Origin of the sequence: Chromobacterium sp. S0633 (genome assembly GCF_024158805.1) — a bacterium.
In the GTDB taxonomy this organism is placed as follows: Bacteria; Pseudomonadota; Gammaproteobacteria; order Burkholderiales; family Chromobacteriaceae; genus Chromobacterium.
Window position 1 is genome coordinate 209,210 of sequence record NZ_JAMZGH010000001.1, and the last position, 15,811, is coordinate 225,020.

Below are 15,811 nucleotides of genomic sequence, written 5' to 3' on the forward strand. Positions count from 1 at the left end.
AAGAAATATGTTTAGTTAGGATCAAATCGCCCACCGGCTGCGGGTTGCCCCGGTGGCGGGCTATCGCTTAAAGTCGCCGCTGAATCACTCTCTCATCCAGGCTGGAGTTGGCCATCTCATGACATTCATCGATACCTTTCGCTCACCCGATTTCGCCGCCTACCAGGCCGCCCGCGCCCGCCAGGCCACACTCACCAAGCCGGCGGGCAGCCTGGGCAGGCTGGAAGAGCTGGCCTGCCGCTTCGCCGCTTGGCAGGGCAAGGTCTGCCCGGACGCGCTGCGGCCGGCGATCACGGTGTTCGCCGGCGATCACGGCGTGACGGCGGAAGGCGTATCCGCCTATCCCTCGGTGGTGACCGGCGAAATGGTGCGCAATTTCGCCAATGGCGGCGCGGCCATCTGCGTGTTGGCGCAAAGCCTGGATGCCAGGCTGGAGGTGGTGGACGCCGGCGTGCTCAGCGACGTCTCCGCGCTGCCCATCGTCCACGCCAAAGTACGGGCCGGCACCGGCAATCTGGCCAGGGAGGCCGCAATGACGCCGGCACAGGCGGAGGCCGCGCTGGAAGTGGGCCGCCTGGCCGCGCGCCGCGCGCTGGACGGCGGCGCCAATTTGCTGATCGCCGGCGACATGGGCATAGGCAACACCACCGCATCCGCCGCGCTGATCTGCCGGCTGGCGGACTTGCCGCCGGAGCGCATCGTCGGCCGCGGCACCGGCCTGGACGAGGCCGGCCTGGACACCAAGCGCCAAGTGGTGCGCACCGCGCTGGCCCGCGTCGCCGGACGCGATTTGTCCGCGCTGGACATCCTGGCCGAGCTGGGCGGCCTGGAAATCGCCGCCATGGCCGGCTTCTATCTGGAAAGCGCCGCGCAAGGCGCGCCGGCGCTGGTGGACGGCTTCATTTCCAGCGCCGCCGCGCTCTGCGCGCTGGCGCTGGAGCCGCGCGTGGGAGATTGGCTGCTGGCCAGCCACCGCTCGGAAGAAACAGGGCACCTGCTGGCGCTGCACGCGCTGAAGCTGGAGCCGGTGCTGGACCTGGGCATGCATCTGGGCGAGGGATCCGGCGCCGCCTTGTGCGTGCCCTTGCTGCAAATGGCCATCCGCCTGCACAACGAGATGGCCACCTTCGCCGAGGCGGGCATCACCGGAAAAGCGGAATGAACCCCTATACCCTGACCCTGTTGCGTCACGGCGAAATCGATCATGAGGGCCGCTTGATCGGCAGTTGCGATCTGCCGCTGAACGCCACCGGACACATTCAGATGGCGCAAAGCTGGCAGCGCATTTGCGCGCTGGCGCCGGTGACGGCGATGGCCAGCTCGCCCTTGCAGCGTTGCCGCGAGTTCGCGGTCCAGCACGCTCTGCACGGCTCGCTGACGCTGAAAGTGGACCCGCGCTTCGCGGAAATGGACTTTGGCGACTGGGACGGCATGGACGTGCAGGTGCTGGCGCAGCGCTATCCGGACTGGCGCGCCAAACTGGCGGCCGGGGAGCTGACGCCGCCGGGCGGCGAAGCTTACGATGGCTTCCGCACCCGAGTGCTGGCCGGCCTGTCCGAGTGGATGACCACGGCCAGCGGCAGCCACCGCGTGCTGGTCACCCACGGCGGCGTCATCACCACCTTGCTGGCGGAGTTGCTGGGCGCCGATTTTGCGGTGGCCAAGCTGATGACGGTGCAGCGCGGCGGCTTTGCCCAATTATCCATCCTGGACGGGCACCCGGCCTATTTGATGCGGCTGGAAGCGCCGTGCGCGGACTGATTCTGGCGCTGCAGTTCCTGACCCGCCTGCCCACGCCGCAGCTGCGCGAGTTCAAGCCCGAGTGGTTGGCCGACAGCGCGCGCTGGTTCGCCGCGGTGGGCTTGATCATCGGCGCGCTATTGCTGGCGGCGCTGACCCTGGGCCGCCTGAGCGATCCTTGGCTGGCGGCGCTGCTGGCGCTCTTGATGTGGACCTGGGTCACCGGCGGCCTGCATCTGGACGGCTTGGGCGATCTCGCCGACGCGCTGGGCGCCGCCCACCGTTCGCGCGAACGTTTCTTCGAGGTGCTGAAAGATCCTCACGTCGGCAGCTTCGGCGCGCTGGCGCTGATCCTGGCCGTCATCGCCAAGCTGGTCTTGCTGATGTTGCTGGCCAAACAGCCGGCGCCGCCCTGGGGCCTGCTGCTGATCCCCGCCTGGTGCCGCTGTTTCGCGGTGTACTGGTCGGCCAGCCTGCCGGCGATCGCGCCCGGCAGCGGCGAACGCTTCGCCTGGCGGCGGCACGGCCCCAGCCTGGCGGTCAACGCGGCGCTGCTGGCGGCGCTGTCGGCCTGGCTGGCCCCGGCATTGCTGCTGGCGCCTTTGGCGGCGCTGGCCTGGCGGCGCTTCCTGCTGCGCAAGCTGGGCGGCATGACCGGGGACTGCCTGGGCGCGGGCATTGAGCTGTGCGAAATCGGCCTCTTGCTGCTTTTGGCGGTCCGCTGGCCGGCGCTCTAGCAGCGCTGCAACGATACCGCCATCTCCTCGTCATCCCGCGGTGATGCCGAGCGCGGATACTGGCGGCGTCGTCATCGCACGGAGCCGCCATGGCCCATCTGGAGATCAGCTGCGAGCGCGGCCGGCTGGACCGCGACATGATTCAGCGCTTCCTGTCTCAAACCCACTGGGCGCAAGGCCTGACGCCGGAGCAGCTGGACAAGGCCATAGCGCACTCGCTGGTGTTCGGCGCCTACCGCGGACAACGGCAACTGGGCTTTGCCCGCATCGTCACCGACTACGCCAGCTTCGCCTATTTGTCCGATGTGTTCGTGCTGGCCGAGGTCCGTCGCCTCGGCGTCGGCCGCGCCTTGATGGAGGCGGCGCTGGCCCACCCCGAGCTGCAGCAGCTGCGGCGCTTTCTGCTGGTGTCCCGCGACGCGCGCCCGTTCTACCGCCGGCTGGGCTTTGCCGAACTGCGCGACAGCGAACGCTATATGGAGCTGCGGCGCGAGCCGGCAGCACAGCCGGCGCGCGCCTGGTCCTGGTTCCGCGCAAATAAAAACGCCGCTTGATGAGAGCGGCGTTCTTGCATGCGTCAACGATTTAAAGCGTGCCGGCCAGCTTCTTATTGCGCATCAGGCACAGCATGTCACAGGCCAGATGCGCGGCGGCGAGGGCGGTCACCTCGCTATTGTCGTACGCGGGCGCTACTTCCACCACGTCCATGCCGACGATGTTCAGATCGCCCAGATTGCGGACGATCTTCAAAGCCTGAGCGCTGCTGAGGCCGCCCGGCACCGGGGTGCCGGTGCCCGGCGCGAAGGCCGGGTCCAGACAGTCGATGTCGAAGGTCAGGTAGACCGGGCTGTCGCCGATCACTTCCTTGATGCGCGCGATGGTGGCGTCCACGCCGTTGTCGTGCACCCAGGGCGCGTTCAGCACATTCATGCCCATGAAGTCGTCGTTCCAGGTGCGGATGCCCACTTGCACCGACTTCTTCGGATCGATCAGGCCATCCTTCACCGCCTTGTAGAACATGGTGCCGTGGTTCAGGCTGTCCGGTTCGTCGTCCGGCCAGGTGTCGCAGTGCGCGTCGAAATGCAGCAGCGCCAGCGGCTTGCCGTATTTCTCCGCGTGCGCGATCAGCAGCGGGTAGGTGATGAAATGGTCGCCGCCGAAGGTCAGCATCTTGGCGCCGGAGGCCAGGATGGTGCGCGCGTGCTCGATGATGGAGGGCTTGATGGTCAGCGGATTATGCGCGTCGAACCAGCAATCGCCGTAGTCGATCACGGCCAGATCGTCGAAGGGGTTGAAGCCCCAGGGGAAGGGGCTCAACTCGGCCAGCTGCACGCTGGCGGCGCGGATCGCCTGCGGACCCAGCCGCGCGCCGGAGCGGAAGGTGGTGGACAGGTCCAGCGGAATGCCGGACACCACCACGTCGGCGCCGGTCAGATCTCGGCTATAGTTGCGGCGCATGAAGGACAGCACGCCGGCATAGGTGTTTTCAATGGAAGAGCCGTACAGGCCCTGACGGCGGATCGCGCCGTCGCCATAAATGGTTTCGCTCATGAATACTCTCCGCGAGAGAGTACGCCGGGCTCAGGCGTCCCGACGATTACCGTCCATCTTGCACAGCCGACGGCTTGAGGCTGCCGCCCCCCTTGGGGCGGAACCCCGAAGTTTGCCGCGATGCGCGCGCACGCACAAGAGCCAATCGAATCAATGGCTTTCCAGCTGGATGCGCCACAGCCGAAAACGCAGTCTCACGTCGTACCAGACCGGGCGCAGCCCCAGCAGAAACAAGAGCAGCGCCAGCGGCAGGGTGAAGCTGTATCCCATATGCTTGAAGCCCAGCGCCCCCACCACGCCGCCGCCGAAAAACGACAGCAGGATCAGCAGATAGGTGCGCAGCTTGACGCGGTTGGCGCGCACGTCCTTGACCTTGGGCATGCTTTCCCGGCCGTAGTAGCTGAGCTTGGCCAGCTCGATGCCGATATCGGTGGCGATGCCGGTCATGTGGGTGCTGCGCAACAGGCCGCCGGACAGCTTGGTGACGATGGTGTTGTGCATGCCCATGATGAAACAGAGCAGCATCACGGTCAGCGGAGTGAAAAAGCCCTTGTGCAAGGACAGCGCGGCCCCCAGCAGGCCAAACAGCAGCAGCAGGCCGGCCTCTTCCATCATGGACACGCCGTAACCGCCGCGCAGACGCTGCCGGCGCGCCCACAGGATCAACCAGGAACTGTGCATGGCGCCGGCGATGAAGCACAGCAGCATCACCAGCAAGGACAGACCCAGCGTCACCTCGCCCAGCGCGAACTCGTCGGCCATGCCGGACACGATGCCGGACATGTGCGAGGTGTAGCGGTGCACGGCGAGAAAGCCGCCGGCGTTGAGCGCGCCGGCGATGAAGGCCATGGACCATCCCAAATGCCGCAAGGTGCGGTCATTGAAACGGCCCCGGTCCAACAGCCGGGTGATGTTGCTTCGTCTGGACATATCCTGCTGACAGAATGAACAACGGCGGCCAGAGGCCGCCGTCATCGGAGAAATGAAGACCTGCGCCTGCGCCCGCTTGGGGCGATGCTTGATAGTGCATCGCCGCGCCGGCGCTGGCAAGCAGTCAGATCAAGACTATCCGTCTCATCCGCAGGATTTCAGGCCGATCCCCGGCGTCAGCCGCTTTTGCAGCCCCTTAAGCTTGTCGGCCTGCTGCGCGTCCAGCGTCTTGAAGCTGAGCGTGGTCTTGCTCGCCTTCTGCCCCTTCTGCTGCACCAGCGCCTTGTCGTAGCCGGCCGCTTTCAGCCGCGCGGCCAGACCCTTGGCCGCGTCTTCCTTGCCGAACAGGCCCAGCGACAGATGGCCTTTGAAGTCGTCGTTCTTGACGATGTAGTTGTCAAAGCCCTTGCCCTTCAGTTCCGACGACAGCGTCGACGTCTCCGCCTGGGTGGCCAGCGGCGGATAATAGACCCAGAAGCGCCCGCCTCCGGCGGTTTCTTCCTTGCTGGCCTCGCTCAGCTGGCCGGCCTTGAGCTTGAGCTGCGGCACGCCGCCCTTGACCCTGGCCAGCAGCTTGTCGTCCAGCGGTCCCCATTGCAGGCAGGCCGCGGCGGCTTCCGCCGGCTTGGCCGTTTCGGCCTTGGGCTCCGGCTTGGCGGTCTCCGTTTTGGCGACCTCCGCCTTGGCGGCCGCTGTTTTCGGCGCGGACGCTTCCTGGGCCTTAGGCTTGGCCGCGGCCGGCTTGTCCGCTTTGGGCGCGGAAGATTCGCGCAGCGGCTCCGCCGCCGGGGCGGACGCGGCCGGCGCGGAGGCGTTCGGCTTCCAATTGGTCGGCAGCAGCTTGACCAGTTCCGGGCTCACTTCCTGCGCCCGCACGTCCGCCGGCGGACGCTGTTTGAACGAGCCATACATCGCCACCAGCAAATTCAGCACCACGACCAAGGCTAGAAACCACTTCATTTTTCGTCGGCCACTCTTAATAAGCCCAATAACACCAGATTATCCACTATCTCGACCGGCCCGGCGAGCCAAGGCGCCAAGCGCGCCGCGTCGCCGCCGGTCAACAGCACCCGCACCGGAGCGCGTCCGGTATGCGCCTGCAATTGCCGACGTTGCGTTTCCACCGCGCCGGTCAGCGCGTACACCGCGCCGCTGGCCAAAGCGTCTTCCGTGCCTTGCGGGAACGGCGTCACCACGCCGGCGGAACGGTCCAGATTGGCGGTGTTGCGCGCCAGGCTGCTCAACATCAGCTTCAGCCCGGGCACGATCAGCCCGCCCAGATAATCACCCTCGGCCGTCAAGGCCTCCACGGTCAGCGCGGTGCCGGCGCAGGCCACGATCACATCGTCCCGGTGCAGTTGCCGCGCGGCCAGCACCGCCAGCCAGCGGTCGGCCCCCTGCTCGGCCGGGTTGCGGTAGGCGTTGCGCACATCGCCGAAACCGGCTTCCGCCCGCACCCATCGCAAGGGACAGGGCGTTGCCGCCTCCAAGGCTTGCGCCGCCTCCACCCGCGCCACCGACGCGCCCCAGGCGGCCGTGATCGGCCATTGTCGCCAGACTTCAGCCAGGCTGGCGATGTCGCCGTGCTCCACCGCGCCCTGCACCAGCCAGTCACGGCCATCATGCACCGCCCATTTGACCCGGCTATTACCGGCGTCGATCAACAACTTCATGCCAGTTTCCTCAAACTGACCTCGCCGGCGTGATACGTCTTCACGCCGTCGGCGGTGTCCACCAGCAGGGCGCCGCTCTCGGCCACGCCGCGCGCCACGCCCTGCACCGGCTCGCCATGGGAAAAACTCAGGCAGACCGGCGCGTCCTGATGCGCGGACAAGCTCATCCACTCCTGCCGCAAGGGCACGAAGCCATGACGGTCGAAATCGCTCAGCACCCGGTGCAGTTCGTTCAGCAGCTCCGCCAGCAACGCGCTGCGCGCCAGCTTGACGCCCGCCTCGGCCAAACAGGCCACCGGCTGATCCACTTCGCCCGGTTCGCCCACATTCATGCCGATGCCGATCACCACCGCGGTCGGGCCCAGCGCGTCGCCGGACAGTTCTATCAGGATGCCGGCCAACTTGCGCTCGTTCAACAACACATCGTTCGGCCACTTCAAGGCCACCGGCGCGCCCAGCCGCCGCAGCGTCCGCGCCAAGGCCACCCCTACCGCCAGGGACAGGCCGGCCAATTGGGACAGGCCGCGGTCGAAGCGCCACAGCAGGGAGAACGTCAGACCCGAGCCCAGCCGCGCCTGCCAGCGCCGCCCCAAGCGCCCGCGGCCGGCGGTTTGCAGCTCCGTCGCCAATACCAGGCCGTGCAGGCCGCCGCTGGCGGCTCGCGCCAGCAGCTGGGAATTGGTGGAGTCGGTGCGCTCCGCCACCGCCAGCGTGAAGGTATCCGCCGCCGCCTCGCTCAGGCCGTCGCGGATGGCCGACACGTCCAGCCATTCAAACGGCGCTTCCAAGCGATAGCCCTGCCCGCGCACGCTGAATACGGTGACGCCCAGGTCTTGCTGGATGGCGTGCACCGCCTGCCAGACCAGGGTGCGGGAACAGCCCAGTTCGCCGGCGATGTCTTCGCCGGAATGGAAACGGCCGTCGGCGAGACGGCGCAGCACCGCGAAAGCGTGTTCACTCACCGGCCGGCCTCGCTGGCCCGAATCTTATTCAAGGTGGAGGTGGTGGAGGTGTCGAACAGGAAGGGAATGGAGTGCACCTGGCCGCCGCGCGCCAGCGTCTCGGCGCTGCCGACGATCTTGTCCGGCGTCCAGTCGCCGCCCTTGACCAGCACATCGGGACGCACCTGCTCTATCAGCTGCGCCGGGGTGTCTTCGTCGAAACAGATCACCAGGCTGACGCTTTCCAAGGCGGCCAATACCGCCGCGCGGTTGTCCTGATGATTGATGGGCCGGTCGTCGCCCTTGCCCAGACGGCGCACCGAGGCGTCGGTGTTCAAACCCAGCACCAGGCTGGCGCCCAAGGCGCGCGCCTGCGCGAGATAGGTCACATGCCCGCGGTGCAGGATATCGAAGCAGCCATTGGTGAAGACGATGGGGCGCGGCAAGGCCGCCAGCTTGTCCGCCAGCTGTTCCTGAGTGCAGATTTTATTTTCGAACAAAGGTGTCGGGTAGGACATCGGCTTCCTTCAAACTCGGCAATCGTCCATGGGCGGCCACGCCCCCATGGACATCAAGTTGCGAAGGATACCACAGCCCCCCACCGCTGCCGCTAGCCAAGCCGCGGACTCCGGTCCGCGGCTGTCTCGTTTCGCCCTCAGCGCCAGCAATTGCTGACGGTGCCGCTGGCAGCGCTCTTGCTGCCCAGGCTATTAAGGCTCAGCGTGCCGCAGCTCTCTCCCACCTGCCCGCCGGCCGGGGCTGCCTGCAAGGTATAGCCCTGGCCGTTGGCCAATGTGGCGGAGGCGCTCAGATCGCCCATGGTGATGGTGTAGCGGTTGTCCTGGCTGCTGATGCTGGAGGAGGCGTAGCTCAGCGCGGTCAGCGAGGACGCATAAACATTATTCAGCGTGAAGTATTTTTCCTGCGCCTGGGCGATGGCTTGCAGCTCGGTCTGCACTTCGGCCCGATAGGTGCGTTGCACGTAGTTGGTGTACGACGGCAAGGCGATGCTGACCAAAATGCCGATAATGGCCACTACGACAATCAGCTCTATCAAGGTGAAGCCGCGATGTGTCCGCCGCGCCGCTTTGCTGCGATATCCCATTCCCCATCCTCAGTTATTGGTCAGTTCGCGCCAGGTGACGCGCTTCCAGCTGCGCCCCAAGTTCCAGCCCGTGATCGAGGTGCTGCCCGTGGTGCTGCTGGACAGCGAGTAGACCTTGCCGCTCAGGACAAAATCGGTGGTGCCCAACGAGCCGCCCATCTGCTTGCCGATGATGGGCTTGTAGTTGCCGGAGGAGTCCGTCGTCTGCGCCACGGTGTCCGCCAGCTTGGGCTTGATCCCGGCGCCGCCGTTATCGTACTGCACCCGCAGAATATAGGCGGCGTCCTTGGGCGTGCAAATATCGCTGGTATCCGAAGAAGGGATATAGGTCTGATATTCCAGCGTCTTCGAATAATAGTTCAGCATCCCCACCACCCGCTCGCCGCTGATGTTCAAATCCTCGTACCAGCCCAACTTGCCGGCGGTGGAGCTGATCGAGCCATACTGCGTCGAGCAGCTCTGGTTCGCCGTCGCGCTGGCCAGCGTGTAGTCTTTCCAGCTGATCGAGGTATTGGTGGCCTGCCGGTAAGTGGTGCCGCTGATTACATTGGTGGATAGGGTTTGTTGCAACAACAGGCGGCGATCGCAAACCGGCGCGCCCCAGTCCCAAATGCCATACACACTGTGGCTGTTGGATTCCGGCGTGCAGCTACTGGTCTTGTCGCAGCTTTCTATGTATTTGCCGGTGCCGAACATCACAATCCGGTTGGTGTTGCTCACCGAGGTGACGCCGTTGCTGACCGGCATGGGCGCGGTCACCGGCGCCAGCACGATGGGCTGGGCCACGCCGCTGCTGTCTTTGGCGCTGAACAAGGGCACGCGGTTCAAGGCCACCTTCCAGTTGGACGGCGTGCCGGAGCTGAGGTCGAACTTCCACATATTGCCCTTCAGATCCCCGGCGTAGACCACGTCTATCGTGCCGTTGCCGTCCAGATCCACCGGCTCGATGGTGGAGAGGCCGTTAGGCGACACCGCGGTGCCGGACAAGGTGGACAGCTTGTAGTAATTGCTGTTCAGGACCCAGCTGACGCTGGAATCCAGCGACAGAATCAGCAGGGCGGCGTCGCCGTTGGTGCTGTTGTAGCCATTGTGGCTGACCACATACCACTTGTTGTCATTGAGTTTGATGATCTGCGGCGCGCCGAACACATAGCCCATGTCCAGATCGTTGGTGGCGTTGAACTCCCATTTGGCGATGGAGGCGGCGCTGCTTTCGCTGAAGGCGTCCGGATTGGTGATATCCAGCAGATACAAGCCCTTGCCGCCCGCGCCCAGGCCGCCGGCCAGATAGCTGCCCCAGGTGCTGCCGATCTGGGCGTCGACGGCGACCGGGGTCGAGTCGACATAGAAGTTATGGGTATAGGAGTTGCTGGCCAGCAGGTTCAGGTTGCCGAACACCGGCGAGGGGATGTAGGCCAGCAGTTCTGCGCCGGTGGTAGCCTGAAAGCCATGCAGCATACCGTCGTTGGCGCCCACATACACCATGGAGGAACGGCTGCCCTTGCTCGTCACAAAGGACTGGTAGCTGGTGCTGCTGTAGTTCGGATCGCTGGAGCCGTTCGCCGGCGCCGGGATGTAAGCCGGCGAGGAGTTGACGATGTCTCCCAGCTTGGTGGCTGGCCGCGGCCGGAACTGGGTGCTGCCGTAGCCCTCGTTCGCCGGGCTGCCGCGCAGATAAGTCAGCCGGCTTTGCGTCACCGAGCTGAGCTCGGACGAGGACGCCCGCAGAGCCTGCTGCTGCACGGTGTTCAGGCTGGACCACTGGAAGGCTTGCCCGCCGCCGATGCCGCCGCTGGAAGTGATGATTTGACGGCCGGTGTCGCTGCTCACCTTCAGCTTGGCGTTCCACAAGGGGTTGCTCAGGGATAGGCTGGTGCCGCTGACCAGAATCTTGCGGGCGCTCAAATCCCCGGACCAGTCCGCGCTGTTGACCGAGGCTTCGTAGTAATAGGTGTCGCCGCTGATCGTGGACTTGCTGCCCACCCCGGCCGAACCCGAGCCGTTCTGATTGCTGATGTTCTGGAAAGCCTGATCCAGCTGGGCGTTCAGTTTGGACGGGTTGCTGACCAGCGAGTAATTGTCCGGGTTGCCGTCGCCGTCCGCGTCCCATTGCCAGACATTGTTCGGGTCAAAGGAGTTGGGGCTGCTGGGATTGGTCTTGTTGTCGGTGAAACCGCCGTACTTGGCCATATACCACAACGGGCTCTCGAACAGCGTAGTCGAGCCCTTGGTCGGATCCAGCGTGAAGGTGGCGGTAAAGGTCAAGGGCAGCACACGGCATGAGCCGCTGCTGAGGCCGTAGTTCAGCGGGTTATAGCCTGACTGCCCGCTGCTGGTGCCTATGCACTGAGTAGCGCTGCTTGACTCGTTCTCGCGCACCACCAGGTAGGCGCCGGCCTTGTTCTCGGTGGAGGCCCCGGCCAAGGGTTGCACGCCGGAGATGATGAAACCCAGATGGTTTGCGTAGCCGCTGGCCGCATAGGTGGAGTTGACCGTCACCTGCACCTGATTGCTGCCCACCTTGCTGATCTGATAAGTCGCGATAGCATCCAGGTCGTAGTCGCTGCCGAACTCGCTATCGTCGAAGTTCACCTGAAAGGAATAGGAACTGCCGTCGCTGGCCGCGCTGGTCAGGAAGAAGTTGGTAATGGTCAAGGTATTGCTTGCGCCAATCACCACCTTGCCGAAAGGCACCAGCGTCACCGAGCCGCCGGTCAAGGGCACGGTGATCTTGGGCAGGGGCGAAGACAGCCCCACCGCGAAAGTGCGCACCGGCGCCAAGGTGGCGCCGCTGGGCGGGCTGGTCGGCGTCACCAGGATGTTGGTGCGCGCATAATAAGCGGCCATCGCCGCGTAAAAGCTGCCCTGCCGCGTCGGCTCCTCCGGCGACAAGCCGCGGACATCGAAATTGGAAGCGGGCTTGCTGGTCGGCAAACCGTCGGCGGTGCCGCCGGACACCTCGCCTATCATCACGTTCTTACTACCGCTGCCAAACTGGTAGCCCCACAAGGTGTTGCCCAGCTGGCTGACGTTCATTCCGCTCAAATCGTTGCTGTAGGAGAAGCCCCAGGGCGAGCCCGGCATCTGACTGTCGTAAGAGGTCAAAGCCTCGCTGATCACGGTGACAAAGGGCTTGGTGCACCAGGCCCTGCCGTTATAGGGGTTGGTCCAGCTGGTAATCTTGGGCAGGCCCAAAGTACTGGTATCGATCGAGGTGGTGCCGGTGATGAATTTGGGCCCGCTCTTGCCCGCCAGATAACGCAAGCCCTCGTAATACATGGTGGCCACCGGGTTGCCCCAGTTGCCGCTGCCGCTGGTGGAGGTGTCGTAGCTGGAGCTGGGCTTATTGATCCTGAGGCGGTCGATCGTATCGGCCGTGCCCCCAGCCTTAAAAGTACCGTCGCTGTTCAATTCGTCGCCGAACTTGCCGATAGCGTCGCGCAGCACCCCGCCCAACTGCGGCGAATCGTAAGAGCCGGTCAGCAAGCCAAATTCCATATTGCTGCTAATGCCGTATTTGTGCAGCAGACCGGTGGGCAGGTAATTGCTGCCGTACTGATTGCAGTTGCTCTCCAGCAAGCCCGCCACGCACACCCGCACTTGCATGGTCAAGGCGGTGAAGTTCTGAGACAGCTTGCCGTTGCTCTCGGTGCTGACCCAGTCCGTCATCACGTTCTTGGTGGGATCCATCGCCGCGATCCGCAGCACCGGCGTACCGGGATAGGTGCCGCTATCCATGTTCACCATGACGATGTTGCGGCCCGCCGACAGCATGCTGGCAATGGTGCTGGTAGAGGTGCCGGCGCCGTTTTCATACTTGGACACGCCCAGCGTGGTATCGACGTAGGAGGCCAAGGACACCGTGGGGCTGGTGGAAATGACGCTGCCGAAAGACTTGCCCCAGACATGGGCGTCCAGCGGGATGTTGGAGCGGATCAGGGTCGCGGGCGAAGCGCTGGCCCGCTTGCCGCCATACAGCGATTTGCGCAGCACGTCGATGCGCGACATGGTGACGTAGTTGAGGAAGTCCCCGCTCCAGTGCGAGCCGTCGCAGGTTTTGTCGCTGGTCGTCGCATAGGGAATGAAAGCGCTGCTGGACGAGCTATAGGTGTAACACTTGAAGGAGTCGAAATAGCCGTAATAGTCGATGGACTTGGGCTTGTAGCCGATATCCGGCATCCCGACACCGTCCAGATCCGTATAGTCGTTGTAAGCTGCGACAAACAGATTATGGCTCTTGCCCATCACCAGCAGATTGATCGGGTTCACTTGCAAAGTGTTTTGCAATAAGGGCTGGGTCGGAATGGTCAACGCCCAGGCCAGGCTTCCCTGGGTCAGGGCCAAGATCAGACTCAAGCAACCTTGCATCAAGATGCGCGCCATCTTCCGTCTCCTTACTGCTCCACCCAGACGACGGACTCCAATTGCGTCTGAGTTGTGTTCAACAGGGTCTTGCGGCCGCCGTAGCCCGTCGCCCGCAACAGGTAATAATCTCGTCCCCCGCTGGTGCTGACATAGCTGATGGTATAGGTGGCGGACGCGGCCGAATTGGACACGGCGACAGTGCCACTCGCCGTGGTGCCGCTTGCCGGCAGATTGTCGGCCGTGGCGATATAAGTCTCGGCCTGACGCATCGCCACTTCCGCCGCCATGAAGGCGATGGCCCGCTCGCGATTGTTGCCGCCCAGTTTTTCTTCCATCAGCGCCGAACGCACCGCCCCGAAACCGAGCATCGCCAGCACGGTCAGGAAGATCAGGGCCACCAGTAATGAAAACCCCTGCTGTTTCGCCTTGGCCGTCATGACAGATTGTTCCGCAAGAAGATGGAGGTCCGGAAGGTACGCGCCAGCTTGCCGTTATTGGACACCCCGGCCGCCGGGTAGGGGCTGCCATTGCAATCGATCACGGAGTAGCCGCTGGGCGCGGTGTACTGGGTGTCCGACTCCACCAGGATGCAGACCCTCACCACATGCACTTTGGTCCAGTCTGCAACCGCTGCCGCCGCCGCATAACTCTCTGGAATATTATCCGGCGTCGTGCTGCTATCCACCCCATACGTCAGCACCAATTGCTTCACTCCGCTCAACACCGTGCTGGTGCTGCCCGCCGTGGTGCAGGTCATCACATCGCTGGCGGTACGGGCAATTGCGAAATTATAAGCCGTCGACGCGCTGGCCACCGGACTGCCCTGGCAATCTATGATCTGATTATCGTTATTTCCGTAAAAGCGGTAGTTCAAAGTGCCGCTCGCCTCCAGCAACACCGTTCCCGCGCTCGTGAATGTGGTGCCGCTGGCGGGGAAATTGACGGCCAGGCCATTGGCCAGCTTGGTGGTGTCCACATAGCCGGCCTGACGCACTTGCTCCGATATCCAGCGGAGGGCGAAACGGCCTTTCTCCTGCACCTCGGCCTGCGCTGCCTGGCTGCGAAACACGGTCTTGTTGGAATAGAACACCTGGCCGACCAGCAGCACCACCATCAAGCCCAGTGTCAACGCCACCATCAGCTCGATCAAGGTCATGCCGCCTTCACGGCGGCTGCGCATCGCCAAGGTTTTCATCGGAATCGGTACTCGAAGGTCTGGGTTTGCATGGGAGTGGTGCCGCTCGCCGCTTTTTCCTGCCAGCTGACGCTGACCGAAACCTGACAAGCCGTACCCGTGCCGGAAGCCCCTGCCAGGCTGTAGCTACACGCGCTCAAGGTAGCAGCGGAACTGCCGTCCGTTTTTTTTAGCAGAACCTGCACCGAGCCCGAGCCCAGCAAACTATTGGCAGAGGATGAAAAGTAAGAAGTGTCTGTCGTCGCCATGGTCTGCGTGGCGGAACTGTTGGCGGTACAATCCGACGTCGCCACCCCGGAGGCGTAGCACCCCAGCGCGCCATTCAAATCCATCTGATTGCTGGCGGTATTCAGGGCGTAAACCTGATCGCCGGTCGCCGCCCTCACCCGCTCGGCCGCCTCCACCGCCAATTCCGAAGCCAGGCTGCGCATATAAGCGTCATGTGAATCGCGGATGGATTTCAGCTGCATGCCGGCCATGGCCAACATGCCTAGGGCCACCACCAGCACTGAGATCAGCACCTCCAGCAAGGAGAACCCAGCCTCCGCTCTTATCCGTGCGCGCATATCAATTCCCGCTGATCAAGCCGTACGGCGCCACCTGCACCGTACTGCTGGCCGTTGTGGTCTGGCTTTGAAACAGTATCTGCAGCGTGGTGGTCAGGCGCGTGCCGCTGGCCGTCGCCCCCCTCGCCTCCCCGCTGGGCGCAAAACGAAAACCGGCCACCGTGCTCGAAGCGACAGCGGCGCCGCCAGGGTTATGCACCGACAGGATTTCGCTACTGGAAGGCGCGCCGCTACCATCGAGATCGGCGAAAACCAACCAACCCACCGACCAATTGCTGGCCGTATTGGAACAACTGCTGCCATCGGTCGACGCGCACACGCCCACCGGCACGCCACGGCGAATCGCTTCGGCGCGGGCATTGGTCATGTCCGCCACCAAGGCGCGCGACAACGCCTGGTAACGATTGGTGTCGATGAATTGGTTGAACGCCGGCACCGCCAATGCCAGGCCAATCCCCACCACCGCAATGGTCACCAATAGCTCAACCATGGTGAAACCACCCAACGTCGTTCGCCGGCCCATTCCATTCCCATTGCTTAAGCTGTTTTTTCAGGATTGTATAGAGAAGCGAACGCAGGCAAGCCTGGCTGGACAAGCGGCAACTAAATCAAGACAGAAGGGAAAGACAAGGAGCAGAAACGGGAAAGGGATCGTCCGCCAGACGACGATGCAATGCATAAAGCCCAGCTCGATTGAGCTGGGCTTTGCAATGGGGCGTCTGGCGGTGTCCTACTTTCACATGGCGAATGCCACACTATCATCGGCGCTAAGGCGTTTCACGGTCCTGTTCGGGATGGGAAGGCGTGGGACCACCTCGCTATGGCCACCAGACATAAACTGGTACAAACTTGAAGAAGCCTGGGATGGTCTACACCACCCCGCATATATTCGGTATTCAATTGTGTCGCACAACCACTATCTCGTCGCTCAGTTTCCCAAGCCACTCAAATGATAGGATCAAGCCTCACGAGCAATTAGTATCGGTTAGCTTAACGCCTCACAGCGCT

Annotated in this window: 16 protein-coding genes and 1 rRNA gene; 4 read left to right on the forward strand and 13 right to left on the reverse strand. The window is 63.7% G+C overall.

Going from position 1 to position 15,811, the window contains the following annotated elements:
* Positions 1–118 precede the first annotated feature (118 nt).
* The 4 genes from cobT to NK214_RS01070 all read left to right on the forward strand — a co-directional run bounded on the left by cobT (position 119) and on the right by NK214_RS01070 (position 3,031).
* Positions 119–1,162 (forward strand): nicotinate-nucleotide--dimethylbenzimidazole phosphoribosyltransferase, encoded by a 1,044-nt coding sequence (gene cobT, locus NK214_RS01055; RefSeq protein WP_227106363.1) that lies wholly within the window; start codon positions 119–121, stop codon positions 1,160–1,162.
* A complete protein-coding gene (locus NK214_RS01060) occupies positions 1,159–1,761 on the forward strand; it encodes a histidine phosphatase family protein (RefSeq protein WP_107801139.1) in 603 nt (200 codons plus the stop codon). The genes cobT and NK214_RS01060 overlap by 4 nt, the downstream gene beginning before the upstream one ends.
* The gene (gene cobS / locus NK214_RS01065; RefSeq protein WP_253313567.1) at positions 1,749–2,477 is read left to right on the forward strand and encodes an adenosylcobinamide-GDP ribazoletransferase; all 729 of its coding nucleotides are present in this window, start codon (positions 1,749–1,751) and stop codon (positions 2,475–2,477) included. Before NK214_RS01060 ends, cobS begins: the two co-directional genes overlap by 13 nt.
* An 89-nt stretch (positions 2,478–2,566) precedes the next feature.
* Positions 2,567–3,031: a GNAT family N-acetyltransferase gene (locus NK214_RS01070; RefSeq protein WP_253313568.1), complete on the forward strand. Its 465-nt coding sequence runs from the start codon at positions 2,567–2,569 to the stop codon at positions 3,029–3,031.
* Between the two features lie 31 nt (positions 3,032–3,062).
* On the opposite strand, the gene speB is transcribed toward NK214_RS01070, so the two are convergent.
* From speB to rrf, 13 genes are all read right to left on the reverse strand, one after another.
* Positions 3,063–4,028, reverse strand: a complete 966-nt coding sequence (gene speB, locus NK214_RS01075) for an agmatinase (protein WP_107801142.1) — start codon at positions 4,026–4,028, stop codon at positions 3,063–3,065.
* A gap of 150 nt (positions 4,029–4,178) precedes the next feature.
* Complete coding sequence (locus NK214_RS01080; protein WP_107801143.1) at positions 4,179–4,958, reverse strand: YoaK family protein; 780 nt, start codon at positions 4,956–4,958, stop codon at positions 4,179–4,181.
* 144 nt (positions 4,959–5,102) lie between these two features.
* Positions 5,103–5,918, reverse strand: coding sequence for an SPOR domain-containing protein (locus NK214_RS01085; RefSeq protein WP_253313569.1), 816 nt, complete (start codon positions 5,916–5,918; stop codon positions 5,103–5,105).
* Positions 5,915–6,631: a type III pantothenate kinase gene (locus NK214_RS01090; RefSeq protein WP_253313570.1), complete on the reverse strand. Its 717-nt coding sequence runs from the start codon at positions 6,629–6,631 to the stop codon at positions 5,915–5,917. The genes NK214_RS01085 and NK214_RS01090 overlap by 4 nt, the downstream gene beginning before the upstream one ends.
* Entirely contained in the window at positions 6,628–7,593 is a 966-nt protein-coding gene (locus NK214_RS01095) for a biotin--[acetyl-CoA-carboxylase] ligase (protein ID WP_227106353.1), read from the reverse strand. Before NK214_RS01095 ends, NK214_RS01090 begins: the two co-directional genes overlap by 4 nt.
* Positions 7,590–8,090: a D-glycero-beta-D-manno-heptose 1-phosphate adenylyltransferase gene (gene rfaE2 / locus NK214_RS01100; RefSeq protein ID WP_235085091.1), complete on the reverse strand. Its 501-nt coding sequence runs from the start codon at positions 8,088–8,090 to the stop codon at positions 7,590–7,592. Before rfaE2 ends, NK214_RS01095 begins: the two co-directional genes overlap by 4 nt.
* A gap of 137 nt (positions 8,091–8,227) precedes the next feature.
* Positions 8,228–8,677 (reverse strand): type IV pilin protein, encoded by a 450-nt coding sequence (locus tag NK214_RS01105; protein WP_305883536.1) that lies wholly within the window; start codon positions 8,675–8,677, stop codon positions 8,228–8,230.
* Between the two features lie 9 nt (positions 8,678–8,686).
* Entirely contained in the window at positions 8,687–13,060 is a 4,374-nt protein-coding gene (locus tag NK214_RS01115; protein ID WP_253313571.1) for a pilus assembly protein, read from the reverse strand.
* A gap of 11 nt (positions 13,061–13,071) precedes the next feature.
* Positions 13,072–13,479, reverse strand: coding sequence for a PilX N-terminal domain-containing pilus assembly protein (locus NK214_RS01120; protein WP_253313572.1), 408 nt, complete (start codon positions 13,477–13,479; stop codon positions 13,072–13,074).
* Positions 13,476–14,237, reverse strand: a complete 762-nt coding sequence (locus tag NK214_RS01125) for a PilW family protein (RefSeq protein WP_253313573.1) — start codon at positions 14,235–14,237, stop codon at positions 13,476–13,478. The genes NK214_RS01120 and NK214_RS01125 overlap by 4 nt, the downstream gene beginning before the upstream one ends.
* Positions 14,234–14,803 (reverse strand): type IV pilus modification protein PilV, encoded by a 570-nt coding sequence (gene pilV, locus NK214_RS01130; RefSeq protein ID WP_371926178.1) that lies wholly within the window; start codon positions 14,801–14,803, stop codon positions 14,234–14,236. Before pilV ends, NK214_RS01125 begins: the two co-directional genes overlap by 4 nt.
* 1 nt (position 14,804) lies before the next feature.
* Positions 14,805–15,326: a GspH/FimT family pseudopilin gene (locus NK214_RS01135; protein ID WP_256477325.1), complete on the reverse strand. Its 522-nt coding sequence runs from the start codon at positions 15,324–15,326 to the stop codon at positions 14,805–14,807.
* Between the two features lie 194 nt (positions 15,327–15,520).
* Positions 15,521–15,635: ribosomal RNA gene (gene rrf, locus NK214_RS01140) — 5S ribosomal RNA — on the reverse strand.
* Positions 15,636–15,811: the final 176 nt, after the last annotated feature.